Genomic DNA, 21,102 nt, shown 5'->3' on the forward strand with positions numbered 1-21,102 from the left:
CCCGTCCGGACTGCGTTTTAGAGTGAGGCGTGATACGCCTCACTTATCCCGCCGTAATCATTAATAATTCTGTAGGTTATTGCTCCACCGGTAATACCTGTCGGTAGTGCGAAACTCGCGCTGCGTCCGGGCGCGACAAACGTGACGTCTTCGATTCTTTTACCTGCCACGGTAATTTCATTAAAATTAATAAAGTATGAGGATGAGTTCGTCACCTGAATAAATTTACCGTCCGATTTCCAGCGTAGTTTTTCTACCTGCGCATCTGGTGTTGACTGGCTTAATCCGACCGGCCTGTAGATCAGTTTTATTCGCGTTTTGATAGCTATTTGTAATGTATTATCTTTACGCTCTGCCGACGGTATCGATTTAATATTGAGCCAGAACAGAGATTCTTTATCTTCTGGCAAATTACCTGCGCGAATAATGCGCATTACGTTTCGCTGCCCTTTATCCAAACGATAAAGCGGTGGAGTAATGATAAACGGTGCTTTCGCCCCGTCATTGCTTCGCGTTTCAATCCAAGATTGAATTAAGTAAGGAACCGCATCAGGATTATTAACGCTCAGCGAAGCCTCTTTCTTTCCGCCATCGTAAATGACTCGGGTACCACCAATTGAGACACCCGCATGCGCAGTAGTAATACCGATCGCCACAGCAACCAGGGGCAACATGCAAAAACGTAATACTCTCATCATAAACCTCTGAAAGGGCCGTTTGCCGGCCCTTAAAACTGCACAGGTAAATCAGTTGTAGTTAACAGTGAAATTAGCCACCGCGTTAGCCGCGCCAGGAAGAACAGGCACAGCGGTTGCCACATAGGCGGCATAGAAATCCAGATTATTATCCGCGGTACTGGATAACATGTAGGTATAACCGTTGTCCTGATTAAGTCCTAAGTTCACACTGTCTGCCGTCTTAAGACGTATTGCCACACCGCCTGCCGACCCGGAACCTTGTGTGATGGCCAACAAGCTACTGTCATTACCGTCATGCGCACCGTCAAATTTCACCTTTGCTGCGGCCACGCTGGCCGGGCAATCTTTCAGCCGTAGCGTAAATTTTGTGGTGGATGCTTCATCGCCAGTACTGACGAATGCTGTTTTAGCGACACGTCCCAGATCGACCATCAACGTATTACTACCACCAATATCAACGGTACAGGCCGAATCGAGGATTTCACCATTAAAAATAACCGTACCATCATAGGCCATTGCGTTTGAGGCCATGAGAATGGCCGCAGCAGACAACGTCTTCGCTATCACATTCTTTTTCATAATTGCTTTCCTTAACTTTTATTTATAGTGCTGCATCGTTATTTACCCTGATGCAAATAACGCCTCATAACTTTATTATTGCCATCACTTTGAAAGTATTGCGAGAAATAACAATCAGCGCAAATTAGCAAGGATGGAATTAGGCTCCATGTAAGTAAAACCGATCCTTATTAGATGCTATTGCTCTTCTGCTTATGGACAATTTTGATATAGATACACATATTTGCTCAAGTTATTTTTCGGTGTAATTTTACACCGTGCGATGGATTCCATTATCTTCCTCTCATTACCATAATTATTAAAACCAACAACATCTTATGTTGTTTTTAGCAGCATATTTATTGAGGAGGGCGACTCATGCCTGAAACAAAAATAATCATTGAATCAAGTATGTATCAAGCCTTACCGATAAAGCCGGTGGAACACATAATAAATATTATTGAAAAGCTAAAGCCAAGCACCAACATTTATGAAACAAAATACAGACAAATAATTAACTACAAGAGCAATAATTCTCATCAATGTTATTTGCTATTGAATGGCACGATTGCCATCTTCAGGCAACGCGACGGCTTTATGCTCAATTCTGAAGTCGCGCCATTTATCTTCGGACTAAGCAATCAGCTTGCAGAATCGGAATATCTCTTTATGCGGTGTGAGGAGTGCTCAACCGTTGCAGCCATTCCTCTGGAAACAGCTAATGAGATTATTGCCGATGAGGATCTGTGGGAGAGCCTGTCCATGTTACTCATTTATACGGCCGGGCGTGTTTATGACCATTGCACTCGCATTTCCGCCCCAACATCTTACGATGTTATTCGCTCACAACTTTATGAGTTGATGCGCGAATCTGACGAGTTTCGGCAGCACATTACCGCCGCAAACTATATTCAGAGCCGCACGTTTCTGTCACGGAGCAGTATCATGAAAATTCTGGCCGAATTAAAAAAAGGCGGCTATATCGTTACCGAGCGCGGCGTATTGAAACAAATACAGCAAAATATTCCCCTGAAGTATTAACCGTACGCTATGCTGCACAACGTAAACGAATGAAAATCTATGCGGGATAACCCCATTATGCCTCATGAATCGCCGATAAACCTGCTCAAACAACCCTCGCCTTATGCTCCGGAGTTGCTGCGACAATTGGCAGAAGAATGCGAGTTCAGGCGCTACCCCAAAGGTAGCCGCTTCGTATTTATCCATTCTGGAGAACATCTGTGTCAGTTTATCCGCCAAGGTACGGTAAGTATTGAAAACCTGGAGAATAATCTGGCTTTAGGCATCGCCTCTGCGCCGGTGTCTCTCGGCTTCACCAGCGCATTATCAGAGAAACTATTGCTCCGCGCCCTTGAGGAATGCGAAGTTGCGACTGTCCCACTGGAAACCGTTATGGCACGCATTGAAGCAAAACAGCTTTGGGAGATCATGGCCCGGCATATGATCATCGTGACAAATAAACTGTTTATTCAAAATGAGATGGTCGCGGCCCCCACCACTTATGATGTGCTGTGCTATCAACTACAGGCTCTGGCCAAAGAATCAGACAACATTCGCCAGCAGATTGCCGCCTACCAGTACATTCTGGACAGGACGCACCTTTCACGCAGTAGCGTGATGAAAATGCTCGCGGCCTTAAAAAAAGGGGGATATATCGAACTTGAGCAAGGAAAACTGGTGGCGATCAACCACCTGCCTGCACGATTTTAGCCTTCTTAATCTGCCTCCTGTTCGTTCACGCCCTTCACCTTGATGAAACTGCCTGCCCCCCTTGCCAACCGTAAAACAAAAGGATGCCCAACGTCGCAGTTTAGGCGAATTTGACGCCATCTTGTTTCAAGATGGAACATATTGAGATAGCAATGTTCCTTATTGAAACACCACCAACAGCAATTTTCTTTTGCATACCCGTGTGCAAAATTACTTTATCGGCAGCGAGCGGTCGCCGTAGCGTTGTACAAACCGATACCCTACATCAGATGGCTGCTGAATTTTGGCAGCATCCAGGACTGTCTGCGGAGCATAAATAATGAAAAAATTGATCAACCGTGTTGAAGACGTACTGAATGAACAACTCGCCGGACTGGCGAAGGCTTACCCCTCCCTGTCGCTGCATCAGGACCCGGTGTACGTCACTCGCGCAGATGCGCCGGTGATGGGCAAAGTGGCGCTCCTCTCCGGCGGCGGCAGCGGACATGAGCCAATGCACTGCGGTTATATTGGGCAGGGCATGCTCGCCGGGGCCTGCCCGGGTGAGATTTTTACCTCACCTACGCCGGATAAAATGTTCGAATGCGCCATGCAAATTGACGGCGGTGAAGGCGTCCTGCTGATCATCAAGAATTACACCGGCGACATTCTTAACTTCGAAACCGCCGCCGAGTTGCTGCACGAAAGCGGTATTAAAGTCACGACCATGGTGGTGGATGACGACGTCGCGGTGAAAGATAGTCTGTATACCGCCGGTCGTCGTGGCGTGGCGAATACCGTATTGATAGAAAAACTGGTCGGCGCGGCAGCCGAACGCGGTGACTCGCTGGAAGCCTGCGCGGCACTCGGGCGTCAACTGAATAACCAGGGACACTCCATTGGGATCGCCATTGGCGCCTGTACCGTTCCGGCCGCCGGGCAACCATCGTTCACGCTGCAGGATAACGAAATGGAGTTTGGCGTGGGTATCCACGGGGAGCCGGGCATTGACCGCAGAGCCTTCACGTCTCTCGACCAAACCGTAGATGAAATGTTCGACACGCTGCTGGAAAACGGCAACTACAGCCGCACGCTGCGTCATTGGGACAACGTCCAGGGCGCGTGGCAGGAAGGCAAAGAAAGCAAGCGGGCGTTGCAAAGCGGCGATCGCGTCATCGCGCTGGTCAATAATCTCGGTGCGACGCCGTTGTCAGAACTCTTCGGCGTGTATAACCGCCTCGAAAGCCGTTGCCAGGATGCGGGGATCGTCATTGAGCGCAACCTGATCGGCTCTTACTGTACCTCTCTGGATATGACCGGTTTCTCAATCACCCTGTTACAGGTGGATGACGAAACGCTGAATTTATGGGATGCACCGGTTCACACCCCTGCTCTCAACTGGGGTAAATAAGGAGATTCATGATGTCCCTCACCAGAACGCAAATTGTTAACTGGCTCTATCGCTGCGGCGAAATATTCACTACCGAAAGTGATTTTCTCACCGGGCTGGACCGGGAAATCGGCGATGCAGACCACGGTCTGAACATGCATCGTGGCTTTAGTAAAGTGGTCGAAAAACTGCCGTCTATCGCCGATAAAGACATCGGCTTTATTTTAAAAAATACCGGCATGGTATTGCTCTCCAGCGTTGGCGGAGCCAGCGGCCCGCTGTTCGGTACCTTTTTCATCCGCGCCGCCCAGGTCACGCAAGCCCACCAGAGCCTGACGCTGGACGAGTTGTATCAAATGATTCGCGATGGCGCAGAAGGCGTCATTAGCCGTGGTAAAGCTGAGCCTGGCGACAAAACCATGTGCGACGTTTGGTTGCCGGTGGTGGAATCTTTACGTCAGTCCTGCGAGCAAAAGCTAAGCGTACAGGCGGCGCTGGAAGCCGCAAGCCAACAAGCGGAAGCCGCGGCACAAAGCACCATCACCATGCAGGCACGCAAAGGCCGCGCCAGCTACCTTGGTGAACGCAGCATTGGCCATCAGGATCCTGGCGCAACGTCCGTCATGTTTATGATGCAAATGCTGGCTCAGGCGTCCAGAGAGTAAGGATAAAGCGATGGTAAACCTGGTTATTGTGTCTCACAGCGCCCAACTGGGCGAAGGCGTCGGCGCGTTAGCCCGACAAATGTTAATGGGCGATGGCTGTAAACTCGCTATTGCCGCAGGCATTGACGATCCTGAGAATCCCATTGGCACCGATCCGATTAAGGTGATGGAAGCCATCGAGTCCGTGGCCGATACGGATCACGTGTTAGTGATGATGGATATCGGCAGTGCGTTGCTGAGTGCGGAAACCGCCCTTGAACTGCTCGACCCTGACATCGCCGCGAAAGTCCGTCTGTGCGCCGCCCCGCTGGTTGAAGGCACGCTGGCCGCGACGGTTAGCGCTGCTGCGGGTGCTGATATCGATCAGGTCATCCGTGATGCCATGCACGCCCTCGACGCCAAATGTGAGCAACTGGGTTTACCTTCGCCCTCGGCAGCAAAGTCCGCTTCTGCCGAACCATCCCCCGACACAGATGCCCGTTCGATTGCCATTGTGGTGAAAAACCCCAACGGTATCCACGTTCGCCCGGCCTCACGGCTGGTATCTACGCTGTCTGGCTTTAACGCCGACATGTGGCTGGAAAAAAACGGCAAGTGCGTCGTTCCTGATAGTCTCAATCAGATAGCCTTGCTGCAGGTGCGTTGTAACGACACGCTGCGCCTGATTGCCAAAGGCGAACAGGCAGAAGATGCCCTGGCCGCGTTCAAACAGTTGGCGGCAGAGAATTTTGGCGAATCGCTCGCACCAACGCAGGCGAAAAACGTGGCGACTCAGGTCCCATCACGGGTAACGGGGACGGTATTTTGTTACACGCCATTCTCACCCGAGATAAGCCCGCAGCCCGCAGCGTCATTGCAGGCTGAGCAGCAGCGATTACAGGCCGCCATCCAGAGCACGCTGAACGATTTAAGCGAGCTAACCGCGCTCGCTGAAGAGAAGTATTCCGCCGATATCGCCGCGATCTTCTCCGGTCACCACACGCTGTTGGACGATCCCGAGCTGTTCGATATGGCGTGCGACGTAATGCGTGAAAAGCAGTGTAGCGCCGCCTGCGCCTGGCAGCAGGTGCTGAGCGAACTCAGCCAGCAGTATTTACAGCTCGACGATCCCTACTTACAGGCGCGATATATCGACATTGAAGATTTACTGTCTCGTTCGCTGCAGCATTTAACAGGAGCGACGGCGCAAATCCCGACGTTCAGCCGCCCGACAATCCTGGTCGCGGACGTCATTTACCCGTCTACGGTGTTGCAACTCGACCCGCTGACCATCAAAGGGATCTGTCTGCGTGCCGGGAGCGAGGCTTCTCACCCCGCGATTATCGCCCGTGAAATGGGACTTTGTTGGATGTGTCAGCTTGGGGAGACCCTCGATAGTATAAAGACGGGAGATACGGTCACTATTGACTGCGTGGCGCATCGGATAACCCATACAGGTTAATGGCATCAGCACACCCTTTCTCAACAGGGTGTGCATCTTCCTGGCGCGTCGGGAAATGTCTGTTTATTCGCAAAATGGGGAGTCGATCACGCGCAACGGTCGATCCTGAACTAAGGTTTTCTCATGGTAAATGCCGCTGCTTCGGCACACCGCTAAGGAGATTAACCGATGATAACACCAGCAATTCGCCATTCCGGGCTGCTTTCTGTTGCGATAAAACTGACGTTTGCCAGTACCCTTTTTGCCTTTACCTCTTTTACCGTCAATGCGGAGGACGCGCCAGCAACGACACCGCAACCACCTGATATTCTGCTCGGCCCTCTGTTTAACGATGTACAAACGGCCAAATTGTTCCCTGACCAGAAAACCTTTGCTGACGCGGTTCCCAATAGCGATCCGTTAATGATCCTCGCCGATTACCGAATGCAAAAGAATCAATCTGGATTCGATTTACGTCATTTTGTCGGAGTGAACTTTACCTTACCAAAAGAGGGTGAGAAATACGTCCCCCCTGCCGGGCAATCGCTGCGCGAGCATATTGATGGTCTGTGGCCGGTGCTAACCCGCTCAACAACAGACGTTGAAAAATGGGACTCGCTGCTGCCGCTCCCGGAGCCATATGTGGTGCCAGGCGGGCGTTTTCGCGAAATATATTATTGGGACAGCTATTTCACCATGCTGGGGCTTGCCGAAAGTAATCACTGGGACAAGGTCTCCGACATGGTGGCAAATTTCGCTTACGAGATTGATGCCTGGGGACACATTCCTAACGGCAACCGTACCTATTATCTGAGCCGTTCTCAACCGCCGTTCTTTGCCTTTATGGTTGAACTGCTGGCGCAGCACGAAGGGGATGATGCGCTGAAAAAATACTTCCCGCAGATGCTCAAAGAGTACACCTACTGGATGGAGGGCGTCGAAACGCTCCAGCCCGGTCAGCAAAATAAGCGCGTGGTTAAGCTGGATGACGGCACCATTTTGAACCGCTACTGGGATGACCGCGATACGCCGCGGCCAGAGTCATGGGTGGAGGATATCGCCACCGCTAAAAGTAACCCGAACCGCCCGGCCACCGAAATCTACCGCGACCTGCGCTCCGCCGCCGCGTCCGGCTGGGACTTTAGTTCCCGCTGGATGGATAACCCCAACCAGCTAGGTACCCTGCGTACCACCAGCATTGTGCCGGTCGATCTCAATGCGCTGATGTACAAAATGGAAAAAATGATCGCCCTCGCCAGTAAAGCCGCTGGTGATGATGCCAAAGCTGCTCAATATGACGGTTTTGCCAATGCCCGACAAAAAGGGATCGAAAAGCACCTGTGGAACGACAAAGAAGGCTGGTATGCCGACTACGATCTAAAGAGCCACAAAGTACGTAACCAACTCACTGCCGCCGCCCTGTTCCCGCTGTATGTTAATGCAGCGGCAAAAGATCGCGCCAGTAAGGTCGCCGCGGCAACCCAGGCGCATTTGCTGCAGCCCGGCGGTCTTGCTACCACCTCGGTGAAAAGCGGCCAGCAATGGGATGCGCCAAACGGCTGGGCCCCTCTCCAGTGGGTCGCGGCAGCCGGGTTACAGAATTACGGTCAGGATAACGTCGCCATGGACGTAACCTGGCGATTCCTCACCAACGTGCAGCACACTTACGATCGCGAGAAAAAGCTGGTTGAAAAGTATGACGTGAGTACCACTGGCACCGGCGGCGGTGGCGGTGAATATCCGTTGCAGGATGGGTTCGGCTGGACTAACGGCGTAACGCTAAAAATGCTCGACCTGATTTGCGCCAAAGAAAAACCGTGTGACAGCGTCCCCGCATCGCGTCCAGCCCCGGCTGGGACGGCATCAACTGAGCCTCAAAAGCAGACGCAACCGACGCCATAACGAACTTTCTATTCCAAAGAAACGGCCCCCAGAGGGGGCCGCTCACTCAATCTCGTCGCACAAGCCGGAAAACACCCAGCACAACAATCGCGCCGACTACGGCCACCAGGAAGCTGTGGAGATTAAATCCGCTGACATCACCACCGATACCAAACATTGTTGCCAGCCATCCGCCGACCACAGCGCCGACAATACCGAGAATACAGGTCAGGATAAATCCACCGCCATCGCGCCCCGGCATAATCAGTTTGGCGATAACACCTGCAATCAGACCAAAAACAATCCAGGCAATAATTCCCATTTTCAGGCCCTCTTTCCAGTGAATGTGCGCTCGTTATTCCCGCGCCAGTGCATTAAGTATAGGCAAGCTGTTGGATGACGTTTTTCCACACAGACTTAATTCATTGGCTTTGGCAAAAAATTTCATTCATTTGTCTTAAGTTCCGTCGTTTGATGCCGATAATCCAACGATAAACCAGGCATCCAGGAGTCATTAGGTGTGAGCAACTACAATGAGCAGTTCCTGAAGCAAAATCCGTTAGCGGTGTTAGGCGTTCTCAGGGACTTAAATTCGCAGCAGGTTCCACTGCGTATCTCCTGGTCAGGTGGCCAGTTCATTAGCAAAATACTGGCGGTCACCCCGGACGAACTGATCATGGACTTTGGCAGTCAGGAATATGAAAACCAGGCCGTGCAGCGGGCCAGCCAGATCTCAATTATCGCCGAAACGCAGGGCGCCAAAGTGGAGTTCACGCTGCCGCAGCTTAAAAAAGGCGAGTATCAGCGACTACCGGCATTTATCTCAACGCTGCCGCCTTCCCTGTGGTTCATACAGCGTCGGGAGTATTTCCGTATCGGCGCGCCGCTGCATCCTCCCTATCGCTGCGCGGCAAAGATGCCGGACAACAGCATTCTGCATTTTCGCCTGTTCGATTTGTCTCTCGGCGGCATGGGTGGACTGTTAGAAACGGCAAAGCCAGAGGGACTGGTAGAAGGCATGCGCTTCTCACAAGTTGAACTGAACATGGCGCAATGGGGTGTGTATCACGTTGACGCCCAGCTGATTTCCATCAGCGAGCGCGTGGTTATCGACAGCAAAAACGAAACCATTACCACTCCCCGCCTGAGCTTTCGTTTTCTCAACGTCGGCCCGGCGGTGGAGCGGAACTTACAGCGGATTATTTTTTCCCTTGAGCGCGAAGCCCGGGAAAAAGCAAATAAGGTGCGCGGGTAGCATTACATGAACTACATGACATCCAGCGCTTGCTGGAGCTTCCAGATATAGCGCGGAGCCTGCGGCGCCGGATGATTATCAGCCACATGTTCAATAAATTCATCCGGGCTGAGATCGTTGATCTTATTAATGGCTTTTTTTCTGTCGGAGGAGAATGTTCGCAGCAGTGCGCCCGCCCCGTTAGCGTACGACACCACCAGCGCATATTGCATCACCTGAGGATCTTCAATTCCGGCCAGCGGCCCGGTCTCAAGAATACTCAGGTAGGCGGCTCCCATCGAAATATTACGCTCAGGATTTTTCAGCTCGCTGGTCGACGGCTCTCCGCTCCATCCCATACGACGGTAAACATCGCGTCCTGACGTGGACGCTTTTAACTGCATCAGACCAATCGCATTCGATTTACTGACCGCATTCGGGTTTCCGCCAGATTCAATGGCGATGATAGCGGTAATCAATTGTGGGCTGACACCCCAGGCCGCACCGGCTTTTTCACTGATCGGCATCCATTGCATTGCGCGTTTGACCGGAACTTCAGCATTCCATGGCGGATTTTTGTAATCCTGTTTTGAACTACAGCCCGCAAGTAATACAACCAAAAAAGCAAACCATCTCAATTTCACGTCATCTATCCTTATAGCCGGAACCTGTCGCTGAGGTGACAACGACATACCTACGCGGCATGATATACATTTGGTTTTAGTTGTAGCAAGGAAATGCCATGTCCCGGTTTCACTTAATTGCCCCTTCGGGCTACTGTATCAACCAGCAGGCTGCATTACGTGGGCTTGCGCGGCTTACTGAGGCCGGTCACCAGGTCGATAATTCAGCGGTCATTGCGCGCCGATGCCAGCGTTTTGCGGGCACAGAAGCAGAACGTCTGGCAGATGTGAACTCGCTCGTTAATCTGCACACGCCTGATACTATTGTGATGGCGGTACGCGGCGGCTATGGCGCGAGCCGTTTACTGGAAGGGATCGACTGGCAGGGACTGGCTGCTCGTCAGCAACAAAACCCGCTACTGCTGTGCGGGCACAGCGATTTTACGGCGATTCAGTGCGGTTTGCTGGCGCAGGGCAATGTGATTACCTTCAGCGGCCCAATGCTGGCGGCTAACTTCGGGGCCGAGGAGATGAACGCGTTTACCGAGCACCATTTCTGGCAGGCTTTGCGTCATCCCCAATTTACCCTTGAATGGCAGAGTAACGGCCCGGCGTGTGCGACCGAAGGTACGCTATGGGGCGGAAATCTGGCGATGATCATTTCGCTGATGGGCACACCGTGGATGCCCGCTATCGAAAACGGTGTGTTGGTGCTGGAAGACATTAATGAGCACCCATTCCGTATTGAACGCATGCTGCTGCAGCTATACCATGCGGGAATACTGGCCCGGCAGAACGCCATTATTCTTGGCAGTTTTAGCGGCAGTGCGCCCAATGACTATGACGCCGGTTACAGCCTTGATTCGGTTTGCGCTTTTCTACGCGACAGATTGTCAGTTCCGTTAATCAGCGGTCTTGATTTTGGTCATGAACAACGTACCGTCACCCTGCCTTTGGGGGCCAATGCGGTGCTGAAAAACGATAAAAATGGCGCTCAGCTCACCATAAATGGTCATCCGGTACTTAAATCGTAAAAAAAGCTGCCAACAGGGCTAAGTAAAACGCTGTTTCTGTCGTTATTATGTTAGGGTTTGTTAATACGAAACAGCGTAATTCAGGAGTAAACGAACGTTGGATGCCGCAGCAGTTATTAGCCTTTTTATTTTGGGTTCCGTTCTCGTCACCTGCAGTATCTTACTCAGTTCATTCTCATCACGTCTTGGCATCCCTATTCTGGTGATATTTCTCGCTATCGGGATGTTAGCGGGGGTGGATGGTGTAGGCGGTATTCCTTTTGACAACTACCCTTTTGCCTACATGGTGAGCAACCTGGCGCTGGCGGTTATCCTGCTCGACGGCGGCATGCGCACCCAGGCCAGCTCTTTTCGCGTCGCGCTGGGTCCGGCGCTATCGCTGGCGACCGTCGGGGTACTGATTACCTCCGGACTTACCGGCATGATGGCCGCATGGTTGTTTAATCTGGATCTCATTGAGGGGCTATTGATTGGCGCGATAGTCGGTTCCACCGATGCGGCGGCGGTCTTTTCCTTGCTTGGTGGTAAGGGGCTTAACGAACGTGTTGGCTCCACGCTGGAAATTGAATCCGGGAGTAATGACCCGATGGCGGTATTTTTGACTATCACGCTTATCGCCATGATCCAAAACCACGAGACCGGTTTAAGCTGGATGTTCGCGGTGCATATACTCCAGCAGTTTGGTTTAGGGATTGTGCTGGGTCTGGGCGGCGGCTATCTGCTGCAGCAAATGATTAACCGCATTTCGTTGCCTGCCGGGCTGTATCCGTTACTGGCTTTAAGCGGCGGGATCCTCATTTTTGCCCTGACTACCGCACTGGAAGGCAGCGGTATTCTGGCGGTTTATCTGTGCGGTTTCCTGCTGGGTAATCGCCCGATTCGCAACCGATTTGGTATTCTGCAAAACTTCGATGGCCTGGCCTGGCTGGCGCAAATCGCCATGTTCCTGGTGCTGGGGCTACTGGTCACGCCTTCCGACCTGCTGCCTATCGCGATTCCAGCGCTGATTTTGTCCGCATGGATGATTTTCGTGGCTCGTCCGCTGTCGGTCTTCGCCGGACTGCTGCCGTTCCGTGGCTTCAATCTGCGCGAGCGTATTTTTATCAGTTGGGTGGGCTTGCGCGGCGCGGTGCCGATCATCCTTGCCGTCTTCCCGATGATGGCCGGCCTGGAAAATGCGCGTCTGTTCTTTAATGTGGCGTTCTTCGTGGTTCTGATCTCCCTGCTGTTTCAGGGAACGTCGCTTTCCTGGGCGGCTAAAAAGGCCAAAGTGGTGGTTCCGCCGGTCGGCTGGCCCGTTTCGCGTATTGGTCTGGATATTCACCCGGATAACCCCTGGGAGCAGTTTGTTTATCAGCTCAGCGCGGATAAGTGGTGTGTGGGAGCCGCATTGCGCGACCTGCATATGCCGGAAGAAACGCGAATTGCCGCCCTGTTTCGTGACAATGTATTGTTTCATCCGTCGGGCAGCACGCGCCTGCGTGAAGGTGACGTGTTGTGCGTCATTGGTCGCGAGCGCGATCTCCCCGCTCTCGGCAAGCTATTCAGCCAGTCGCCGCCGGTATCGTTAGACCAGCGCTTCTTTGGGGATTTTATTCTCGAAGCCAGCGCAAAATATGCCGACGTGGCGCTGATATATGGCCTCGACGATGGCACAGAGTATCGCGATAAACAGCAAACGCTGGGTGAAATCGTTCAGCACCTGTTAGGCGCCGCGCCGGTCGTCGGTGACCAGGTTGAATTTGCTGGCATGATCTGGACGGTGGCCGAGAAAGAAGATAATGCGGTGCTGAAGGTTGGTGTTCGCGTTGCTGAAGATGAGGATGAGTGACGGATGTTTTTGCCGGGTGGGAGCTGCGCCTACCCGGCATACAAAAGTTACACCGTCACAACCGGTACGCGCAGCGCCAGCGAACACATCAGTTCGTAGCCCACCGTACCCGCAGCAGCGGCCACATCGTCAATTTTAATCTCTTTGCCCCACAGCTCTACCGGCGTGCCGATCCCCGCCTGAGGACATGGCGTCAGGTCAACCGCCAACATATCCATTGAGACCGTTCCGACCGTTTTGGTGCGTACACCATCTACCAGCACTGGCGTGCCGCTCGGCGCATGGCGCGGATAACCATCTGCATACCCGGTCGCCACAATGCCGATGCGTTGCTCCCCGCTGGCGGTGTAACGCCCGCCGTAACCGACCCGATCGCCGGCTTTCAGCGTTTGTATGCCGATAATTTCGCTGCTTAACGTCATCACAGGTTTCAGGCCCGTATTGGCGATGTCTCGCCACTGTCCAGACGGCGATGCTCCGTACAAAATGATGCCCGGACGAACCCAATCATAATGCGCTTCAGGATGCCACAGCGTCGCAGCCGAATTGGACAGTGACCGTCTGCACTCCAGCCCTTCTGTCGCCTGCGCAATACGTGTCATCGCTTCCTGAATGCCATCCGGGTGTTCTGCATCAGCGAAGTGCGACATCAGCGTCATTTCACCGACATTGGGCATGGCCCGCAGCTGTTGCCAGACCGTGGAAACTCTGTCTGGTAAGAAACCCAGCCGGTTCATGCCGCTGTTCACCTTCAGATAAACATCGAGCGGTGCGTTCAGGCGCGCATTCTGCAATGCTTTTAGCTGCCAGTTACTGTGCACACACGTTGTTAGACGATATTTGTCATATATCGTCAGGTCGTCGGCGTGGAAAAAACCCTCCAGCATTAATATCGGGCCTTTCCATCCCCGCTCGCGCAAGGTTATCGCCTCTTCAAGATTAAGCATGGCAAAACCGTCGGTTGTGCCCAGCGCATTCCATACTCGTTCAATGCCATGTCCGTAAGCATTGGCTTTCACTACCGACCAGACGCGGGCGTCCGGTGCGGCCTGGCGAGTAATGGCCAGATTTTGTTTTAACGCCTGCAGGTCAATGCTGGCCAGTATCGGGCGGGTCATCTCTCATCCTTATCAGTTATGTGCGCCGTGTAAATGCCGTGGCCGAGAGGGGGTAAACCCCGGGCTGTAACGCGCCACGCTCAAATCGTCGTAAGGAATGGCTGGGGTACGACCAGATAAAATATCGCTCAGCAGCTGGCCGGATCCACAGGCCATGGTCCAGCCCAGTGTGCCATGACCCGTATTAAGCAGCAGATTTTTAAAGCGGGTTCGTCCCACGACCGGCGTACCGTCCGGGGTCATCGGACGCAGTCCGGTCCAGAATGTAGCCTGCTCCACATGACCGCCGCGCGGGAAAAGATCGCGTACAACCATCTCCAGCGTTTCGCGGCGAGGCTGCAGCAATTCGGTATTGAAGCCAACAATCTCCGCCATGCCGCCAACGCGAATACGGTTATCAAAGCGGGTTATGGCGATCTTGTAGGTTTCATCAAGGATAGTAGAAACCGGGGCCCCATCATCCTGCGCCACCGGAATGGTCAAGGAATAACCTTTAAGCGGATAGACCGGAATATCAACAATACCTTTGAGCATCGCCGTGGAGTAAGAGCCAAACGCCATCACATAAGCATCGGCTTTAATGATTTCATCCCCACACTGAACGCCATATATTTGCTCCCCCTCGCTGAGTAGCTTATCGACCGGGGTGTTAAAGCGGAACGTGACGCCCGCTTGCTCGGCCATCTGCGCCAGGCGCTGGGTAAACAGCTGGCAATCACCGGTTTCGTCATTTGGTAAACGCAAGCCGCCGGTCAGCTTATGCGCCACTTCCGCCAGCGCGGGTTCGACTTCCGCCAGTCGCTTTGCTTCAAGCAACTGATATGGCACGCCCGCATCTTCGAGCACGGCGATATCGCGGGTGGCGTTCTCATACTGTTGAGCAGTACGGAACAGCTGTAACGTTCCGCCCTGACGTCCTTCATACTCAATGCCGGTAGAGGCGCGCAGCGCTTTCAGGCAATCACGGCTGTATTCCGCCAGCCGTACCATGCGTCCTTTGTTTTCCATGTAGTGACTGGTGTCGCAGTTACGCAGCATTTGCCACATCCATTTTAACTGGAACTGAGTCCCGTCGAGACGGACGGCCAGCGGGGCGTGGCGCTGAAACATCCATTTAATTGCTTTAAGCGGTACGCCGGGCGCCGCCCATGGTGCTGCATACCCTGGAGAGATTTGTCCGGCGTTTGCCGCACTGGTTTCCAGTGCCGGACCGGGCTCACGATCAATGACGGTGACATCATGTCCAGCCTGACTTAAGTACCAGGCGCTGGTCACGCCAACGACACCACTTCCCAGTATGACAACTCGCATAGCCACTCCGTTAACAGTAAAAGAACAATCATCTAATTACATCTTGATAACTCAGCTGAAAATATTATTCAACATATGGCTTTTTTATGGTGACTTATCTCACATATAGCGGTGATTGCTGGGAACTCCCGGCTTTGGAATCTCATGCTGTGCGTTATTTTTATCCAGCATAAAATTTTGCGGATATGCCTTTTTTCTACGCTTCGCTAACGTGAAATCGCAAAGAAAAAATTTCTGCCGCAGCACGTTTTTTAACACCATGATCTATGCTTGAAATGAGGTACTCCACACAGAGAGTGCCGCCAACAATGAGGGTGCGCGAATGGCTACGATTGATTCCATGAACAAGGACAGCACACGGTTAAGCGATGGACCCGACTGGACGTTTGATCTGCTGGATGTCTATCTGGCGGAAATAGACCGCGTGGCGAAACTCTACAGACTGGATACCTACCCGCACCAAATCGAGGTGATCACCTCCGAACAGATGATGGATGCCTACTCCAGCGTCGGGATGCCAATCAACTATCCGCACTGGTCGTTTGGTAAGAAGTTTATTGAAACCGAGCGCTTGTATAAGCATGGTCAGCAGGGGCTGGCCTATGAAATCGTCATTAACTCCAATCCGTGTATCGCATATCTGATGGAAGAGAACACCATCACCATGCAGGCGCTGGTGATGGCGCATGCCTGCTACGGACATAACTCTTTCTTCAAAAATAACTACCTGTTCCGTAGCTGGACGGATGCCAGCTCCATTGTCGACTATCTGATCTTCGCGCGAAACTACATTACCCAGTGTGAAGAGCGTTACGGTGTGGATGAAGTCGAAAAGCTCCTCGACTCCTGCCATGCGCTGATGAACTACGGCGTGGACCGTTACAAACGACCGCAAAAAATCTCGCTACAGGAAGAGAAAGCCCGGCAGAAAAGCCGTGAAGAGTATCTACAAAGCCAGGTGAATATGCTGTGGCGCACGCTGCCGAAGAAAGAGGAAGAGAAAACCATTTCCGAAGCGCGGCGATATCCTTCCGAGCCGCAAGAAAACCTGCTCTATTTTATGGAAAAAAACGCGCCGCTACTGGAGTCCTGGCAGCGTGAGGTCTTACGCATCGTGCGCAAGGTCAGCCAGTATTTTTATCCGCAGAAACAGACGCAGGTGATGAATGAAGGCTGGGCCACCTTCTGGCATTACACCATCCTTAACCACCTTTATGATGAAGGTAAAGTTACCGAGCGTTTTATGCTGGAGTTTCTGCATAGCCATACCAACGTGGTTTTCCAGCCGCCGTACAATAGTCCGTGGTATAGCGGGATAAACCCTTACGCGCTGGGCTTTGCGATGTTCCAGGATATCAAGCGTATCTGTCAGTCCCCCACCGAGGAAGACAGGTACTGGTTCCCGGATATTGCCGGTTCCGACTGGTTGGAAACGCTGCATTTTGCGATGCGCGATTTTAAAGATGAGAGTTTTATCAGTCAGTTCCTGTCACCAAAAGTGATGCGCGATTTCCGCCTGTTCACCGTGCTGGATGACGATCGCCACAATTACCTGGAGATTTCCGCTATCCATAATGAGGAAGGATATCGTGAAATTCGTAGCCGACTGTCGTCGCAATATAACCTCAGCAACCTGGAGCCGAATATTCAAGTCTGGAATGTCGATCTGCGCGGCGACCGTTCGCTCACCTTGCGTTATATTCCGCATAACCGTGCCCCGCTGGATAAGGGACGCAAAGAGGTCCTGAAACATGTGCACCGGTTATGGGGTTTTGACGTGATGCTGGAGCAGCAGAATGAAGATGGCAGCGTGGAGCTGCTGGAGCGTTGCCCGCCGAGGATGAACGGTCTGTAAATTTTATTGCCGGAGGCGGTGTAAACACCTTATCCGGCCTGCGCATTCGAGGCCGGATAACACGCTTTAGCGTCGCCATCCGGCATTGCGTAATTAGCGTCCCTGAATAGCTAAATCGCCCGGCAGGTTTTTCTGCATACGATGCCAAATCTCGCCGCTGTCGTGACCATAGCGGCGCACCGTTTCATAAACCTGCTCATGAGCGCCCTGCTCGCACAGTTCTGACAGCTTACGATAGAAGCTCAGCGCCAGACCACGCGCTTCTGGATTAGCAAAATAATGACGACCAATACGGGTATATAACCCTTTCATTCCGTTGAGGATCAGACCGTATATGGGGTTACCGGACGCAAATGCCAGACCGCGAAAAATGTTGTAGTCCAGATCGGCGAACGCATCAGCGTGGTCAGCTACCTGATTTGCTGTCGCCAACACCTCCTGCGCTTTGTCAGGATGCTGGCGAAACGCGGTACGGATAAAGATGGTTGAAATGTTGGTGCGCACAGACAGCAGATTATCGATCAACTGCGGTACGCTCTCGTGATCGAGGCGCGCCAGCGTTTCAAGAATATTCAACCCGGAGGTTTCCCAGAAGTTATTCACCTTCGTCGGTTTGCCGTGTTGAATGGTCAACCAGCCGTCCCGCGCCAGACGCTGTAATACTTCGCGCAACGTAGTACGTGTCACTCCGATCAGTTCAGAGAGTTCACGTTCAGCGGGCAAAATAGTGCCAGGTGGGAAGCGGTTATTCCAGATACTCTCAATGATGTACTCTTCCGCGAACCCCGCCGGGCTTTGCGCCTTAATGACCATAGTAATAATTCCATTACACAGCAAAACATAGTTACAGTTATCATACCAGACGGGTTTCATAGCTGATAGCTGACGAAATGAAGAAAAAGTGGATCAAGGCTTCATTTTCCAGATAACGCTGATACTCACTCCCCCCTTGCCATTCACGTGAAGAGCTTGCCTGCGCCCCCTCCTCCCGCTAAGCTTTGCGGTCAAACATAAAAACATCATTTCATTTTTAAAGGTAGGGAAATCACCATGGAGCTATCATGGAGCCGCGCGATGTGGCGGAATTTTTTAGGTCAGTCGCCAGACTGGTATAAACTTGCACTGCTCATCTTCTTAGTCGCTAACCCGATTATTTTTTTCATCAATCCCTTTATTGCAGGCTGGTTGTTGGTGGCCGAGTTCATTTTTACGCTGGCAATGGCGCTAAAATGTTATCCACTGCTGCCGGGCGGGCTGTTGGCAATTGAAGCTGTCATCATTGGCATGACCAGCGCCGCGCATGTGCGTGAAGAAGTTGCCGCCAACCTTGAGGTGTTACTGCTGCTGATGTTTATGGTGGCAGGCATCTACTTTATGAAGCAACTGCTGTTGTTTATTTTCACCCGTCTTCTGCTCAGCATTCGTTCCAAGTCACTGCTGTCGCTCTCCTTTTGCATTGCTGCCGCCTTCCTGTCCGCGTTTCTTGACGCGTTGACCGTCGTTGCCGTGGTAATAAGCGTAGCGGTCGGTTTTTATGGCATCTACCATCGCGTGGCCTCTTCCCGTGGGGAAGATAACAATATGCTCGATGACAGCCATATCGATCAGCACAACAAGGTCGTTCTGGAGCAGTTCCGTGGTTTTCTGCGTAGCCTGATGATGCACGCAGGCGTCGGTACGGCGTTAGGCGGCGTAATGACCATGGTTGGTGAACCGCAAAACCTGATTATCGCCAAAGCTGCTGGCTGGCACTTTGGCGACTTCTTCCTGCGCATGTCACCAGTCACCGTTCCGGTGCTGATTTGCGGTCTGCTAACCTGCGTGCTGGTCGAGAAATTACGTTGGTTCGGCTATGGCGAAACGCTGCCGGAGACCGTCCGCGATGTCCTGCAAAAATTTGACGATCAGAGCCGTCAGCAGCGAACCCGCCAGGACAAGATCAAACTGATTATCCAAGCGATTATCGGCGTCTGGCTGGTGGTCGCCCTGGCACTGCATCTGGCGGAAGTGGGATTAATTGGTCTGTCAGTGATTATTCTGGCAACGTCGTTAACCGGCGTTACCGACGAACATGCTATAGGCAAAGCCTTTACCGAGTCGCTGCCCTTCACCGCCCTGCTGACCGTGTTCTTCTCTGTTGTTGCGGTGATCATCGATCAGCAGCTCTTTTCGCCGATTATTCAGTTCGTTTTACAAGCCTCTGAACACGCGCAATTAACGCTGTTCTATCTGTTTAATGGTCTGCTGTCGTCTATCTCTGATAACGTCTTTGTCGGCACTATCTACATCAACGAAGCCAAAGCGGCCCTGGAACAGGGGACTATCAGCCTTAATCAGTATGAACTGTTAGCGGTGGCGATTAACACCGGGACCAACTTGCCTTCCGTGGCCACACCAAACGGGCAGGCGGCGTTCCTGTTTCTGCTGACTTCCGCCCTGGCACCATTGATTCGCCTCTCTTATGGTCGCATGGTATGGATGGCTCTGCCTTATACCCTTGTCCTGACGCTCGTCGGGTTGCTTTGCGTGGAGTTCACACTTGTTCCAATGACCGAATGGATGACCCAGTCGGGCTGGTTAGCTACACTTTCATAACAATTAGCCGGGCAAATCACTGCCCGGTTTGACTTTTTGCATGATAATTATCCGATTACGCAAATTTTCAATTCCCGCTAGTGGCGCATAAAGTGAATTGGTTTAAACTGCGGTCTCTACGCATGTTGCAGGGAAATTATTATGTTGCGATTTTTAAACCAGTGTTCCCGTGGTCGTGGAGCGTGGTTATTGTTGGCGTTTACCGCCTTTGCGCTGGAACTCGTTGCGTTGTGGTTCCAGCACGTCATGCTGCTAAAACCTTGCGTGTTGTGTATTTATGAACGTAGCGCATTATTTGGCGTGATGGGTGCGGGACTGGTGGGGGCTATCGCGCCAAAAACACCGCTGCGCTATGTGGCAATGGTTATCTGGATTTACAGTGCCTGGCGCGGTCTTCAGTTAGCGTATGAACACACCATGATTCAGCTTCATCCGTCACCATTTATGACCTGTGATTTTGCCGCGCGCTTTCCGAGCTGGTTACCGCTGGATAAATGGCTGCCGCAGGTGTTTGTGGCATCGGGCGACTGCGCTGAGCGTCAGTGGTCGTTTTTAACCCTCGAAATGCCGCAGTGGCTGCTCGGCATCTTCGCCGCATATCTTGTTGTGGCGATACTGGTCGTCATAGCACAACCGTTTAAACCGAAAAAACGTGACCTTTTCGGTCGCTAACAGAGACGCTCCTTCGGGAGCGTTTTTTTTGGCTTAAATTCATTGCCTGCTGGCATCTATAAGATGTATATTAAATACATCTTATAGATGCCACACGAAGGAGATGTCTTATGTCCCATTTACGCATCCCGGCAAACTGGAAAGTTAAACGCTCTACTCCCTTCTTTACGAAAGACAATGTTCCTGCGGCACTGCTCTCCCACCACAACACCGCTGCGGGGGTGTTTGGACAGCTCTGCGTGATGGAAGGCACAGTAACGTATTATGGCTTTGCCAATGAAGACGCAAAAGAACCCGAAGTGAAAGTAGTGATTAATGCCGGCCAGTTCGCGACCAGCCCACCACAATACTGGCATCGCGTTGAATTAAGTGACGATGCGCAATTCAACATCAATTTCTGGGTTGAAGACGACAACCATGGAGATGAGATGTATCAGGCGAAAAAATCTTAACCCTTAACGCCTGCTAATCGATGGGCGGCTCAGTCCGCCCATGAAGGTTTGTTCA

General features: G+C 52.2%; 20 protein-coding genes and 1 pseudogene. 13 read left to right on the forward strand and 8 right to left on the reverse strand.

From position 1 onward, the window contains the following. Positions 1-17: 17 nt before the first annotated feature. Positions 18-695, reverse strand: a complete 678-nt coding sequence (locus JSN25_RS17560) for a fimbrial biogenesis chaperone (protein WP_160955576.1) — start codon at positions 693-695, stop codon at positions 18-20. Between the two features lie 51 nt (positions 696-746). Next, complete coding sequence (locus JSN25_RS17565; RefSeq protein ID WP_087856082.1) at positions 747-1,277, reverse strand: fimbrial protein; 531 nt, start codon at positions 1,275-1,277, stop codon at positions 747-749. A gap of 357 nt (positions 1,278-1,634) precedes the next feature. Between JSN25_RS17565 and JSN25_RS17570 the strand changes: the two genes are divergently transcribed. The 6 genes from JSN25_RS17570 (at position 1,635) to JSN25_RS17595 (ending at position 8,343) form a co-directional block, all read left to right on the forward strand. Next, the gene (locus JSN25_RS17570; RefSeq protein ID WP_170973261.1) at positions 1,635-2,297 is read left to right on the forward strand and encodes a winged helix-turn-helix transcriptional regulator; all 663 of its coding nucleotides are present in this window, start codon (positions 1,635-1,637) and stop codon (positions 2,295-2,297) included. Between the two features lie 39 nt (positions 2,298-2,336). Beyond that, entirely contained in the window at positions 2,337-2,987 is a 651-nt protein-coding gene (locus tag JSN25_RS17575) for a winged helix-turn-helix transcriptional regulator (RefSeq protein ID WP_226809226.1), read from the forward strand. Positions 2,988-3,306: 319 nt separating this feature from the next. Next, on the forward strand, positions 3,307-4,377 hold the full coding sequence (dhaK, locus tag JSN25_RS17580) for a dihydroxyacetone kinase subunit DhaK (RefSeq protein WP_160955567.1): 1,071 nt from the start codon (positions 3,307-3,309) through the stop codon (positions 4,375-4,377). Between the two features lie 11 nt (positions 4,378-4,388). Further along, positions 4,389-5,021, forward strand: a complete 633-nt coding sequence (gene dhaL, locus JSN25_RS17585) for a dihydroxyacetone kinase subunit DhaL (RefSeq protein ID WP_038641211.1) — start codon at positions 4,389-4,391, stop codon at positions 5,019-5,021. Positions 5,022-5,031: 10 nt separating this feature from the next. Beyond that, the gene (dhaM, locus tag JSN25_RS17590) at positions 5,032-6,462 is read left to right on the forward strand and encodes a dihydroxyacetone kinase phosphoryl donor subunit DhaM (protein ID WP_204525190.1); all 1,431 of its coding nucleotides are present in this window, start codon (positions 5,032-5,034) and stop codon (positions 6,460-6,462) included. Between the two features lie 168 nt (positions 6,463-6,630). Continuing rightward, entirely contained in the window at positions 6,631-8,343 is a 1,713-nt protein-coding gene (locus JSN25_RS17595) for an alpha,alpha-trehalase (RefSeq protein ID WP_160955565.1), read from the forward strand. Between the two features lie 46 nt (positions 8,344-8,389). Here JSN25_RS17595 and JSN25_RS17600 read toward each other — a convergent pair whose 3' ends face one another. Beyond that, positions 8,390-8,644 (reverse strand): GlsB/YeaQ/YmgE family stress response membrane protein, encoded by a 255-nt coding sequence (locus JSN25_RS17600; RefSeq protein ID WP_006684222.1) that lies wholly within the window; start codon positions 8,642-8,644, stop codon positions 8,390-8,392. Positions 8,645-8,842: 198 nt separating this feature from the next. On the opposite strand from JSN25_RS17600, the gene ycgR reads away from it, so the two are divergent. Continuing rightward, positions 8,843-9,577: a flagellar brake protein YcgR gene (gene ycgR, locus JSN25_RS17605; RefSeq protein ID WP_038641216.1), complete on the forward strand. Its 735-nt coding sequence runs from the start codon at positions 8,843-8,845 to the stop codon at positions 9,575-9,577. Between the two features lie 11 nt (positions 9,578-9,588). On the opposite strand, the gene emtA is transcribed toward ycgR, so the two are convergent. Continuing rightward, positions 9,589-10,200: a membrane-bound lytic murein transglycosylase EmtA gene (gene emtA / locus JSN25_RS17610; protein ID WP_016153365.1), complete on the reverse strand. Its 612-nt coding sequence runs from the start codon at positions 10,198-10,200 to the stop codon at positions 9,589-9,591. A 98-nt stretch (positions 10,201-10,298) separates the two neighbouring features. Here emtA and ldcA point away from each other — a divergent pair, with 98 nt between their 5' ends. After that, positions 10,299-11,213 (forward strand): muramoyltetrapeptide carboxypeptidase, encoded by a 915-nt coding sequence (gene ldcA / locus JSN25_RS17615; protein WP_069324682.1) that lies wholly within the window; start codon positions 10,299-10,301, stop codon positions 11,211-11,213. A 97-nt stretch (positions 11,214-11,310) separates the two neighbouring features. Beyond that, positions 11,311-13,044, forward strand: a complete 1,734-nt coding sequence (locus JSN25_RS17620; protein WP_038641221.1) for a potassium/proton antiporter — start codon at positions 11,311-11,313, stop codon at positions 13,042-13,044. Here JSN25_RS17620 and JSN25_RS22495 read toward each other — a convergent pair. The 3 genes and pseudogenes from JSN25_RS22495 to JSN25_RS17630 form a co-directional block, all read right to left on the reverse strand. Beyond that, positions 12,982-13,131 (reverse strand): annotated as a pseudogene (locus JSN25_RS22495) (hypothetical protein); the annotation flags it as partial. The gene JSN25_RS17620 and the pseudogene JSN25_RS22495 overlap by 63 nt on opposite strands. Further along, the gene (gene dadX, locus JSN25_RS17625; RefSeq protein WP_038641223.1) at positions 13,092-14,162 is read right to left on the reverse strand and encodes a catabolic alanine racemase DadX; all 1,071 of its coding nucleotides are present in this window, start codon (positions 14,160-14,162) and stop codon (positions 13,092-13,094) included. The gene dadX and the pseudogene JSN25_RS22495, both read right to left, overlap by 40 nt. Positions 14,163-14,174: 12 nt before the next feature. Next, a complete protein-coding gene (locus JSN25_RS17630; RefSeq protein WP_204525191.1) occupies positions 14,175-15,473 on the reverse strand; it encodes a D-amino acid dehydrogenase in 1,299 nt (432 codons plus the stop codon). Between the two features lie 322 nt (positions 15,474-15,795). On the opposite strand from JSN25_RS17630, the gene JSN25_RS17635 reads away from it, so the two are divergent. Then, on the forward strand, positions 15,796-17,328 hold the full coding sequence (locus JSN25_RS17635) for a SpoVR family protein (RefSeq protein WP_069324685.1): 1,533 nt from the start codon (positions 15,796-15,798) through the stop codon (positions 17,326-17,328). Between the two features lie 93 nt (positions 17,329-17,421). On the opposite strand, the gene fadR is transcribed toward JSN25_RS17635, so the two are convergent. Beyond that, positions 17,422-18,141, reverse strand: a complete 720-nt coding sequence (fadR, locus tag JSN25_RS17640) for a fatty acid metabolism transcriptional regulator FadR (protein WP_038641229.1) — start codon at positions 18,139-18,141, stop codon at positions 17,422-17,424. 237 nt (positions 18,142-18,378) lie between these two features. Between fadR and nhaB the strand changes: the two genes are divergently transcribed. From nhaB to JSN25_RS17655, 3 genes are all read left to right on the forward strand, one after another. Further along, positions 18,379-19,923 (forward strand): Na(+)/H(+) antiporter NhaB, encoded by a 1,545-nt coding sequence (gene nhaB / locus JSN25_RS17645; RefSeq protein ID WP_038641231.1) that lies wholly within the window; start codon positions 18,379-18,381, stop codon positions 19,921-19,923. 141 nt (positions 19,924-20,064) lie between these two features. After that, positions 20,065-20,595: a disulfide bond formation protein DsbB gene (dsbB, locus tag JSN25_RS17650; protein ID WP_042307884.1), complete on the forward strand. Its 531-nt coding sequence runs from the start codon at positions 20,065-20,067 to the stop codon at positions 20,593-20,595. Positions 20,596-20,705: 110 nt separating this feature from the next. After that, on the forward strand, positions 20,706-21,047 hold the full coding sequence (locus JSN25_RS17655) for a TehB family protein (protein ID WP_003020940.1): 342 nt from the start codon (positions 20,706-20,708) through the stop codon (positions 21,045-21,047). Positions 21,048-21,102: the final 55 nt, after the last annotated feature.

The organism is Citrobacter cronae (assembly GCF_016893685.1).
Lineage (GTDB): Bacteria > Pseudomonadota > Gammaproteobacteria > Enterobacterales > Enterobacteriaceae > Citrobacter > Citrobacter werkmanii.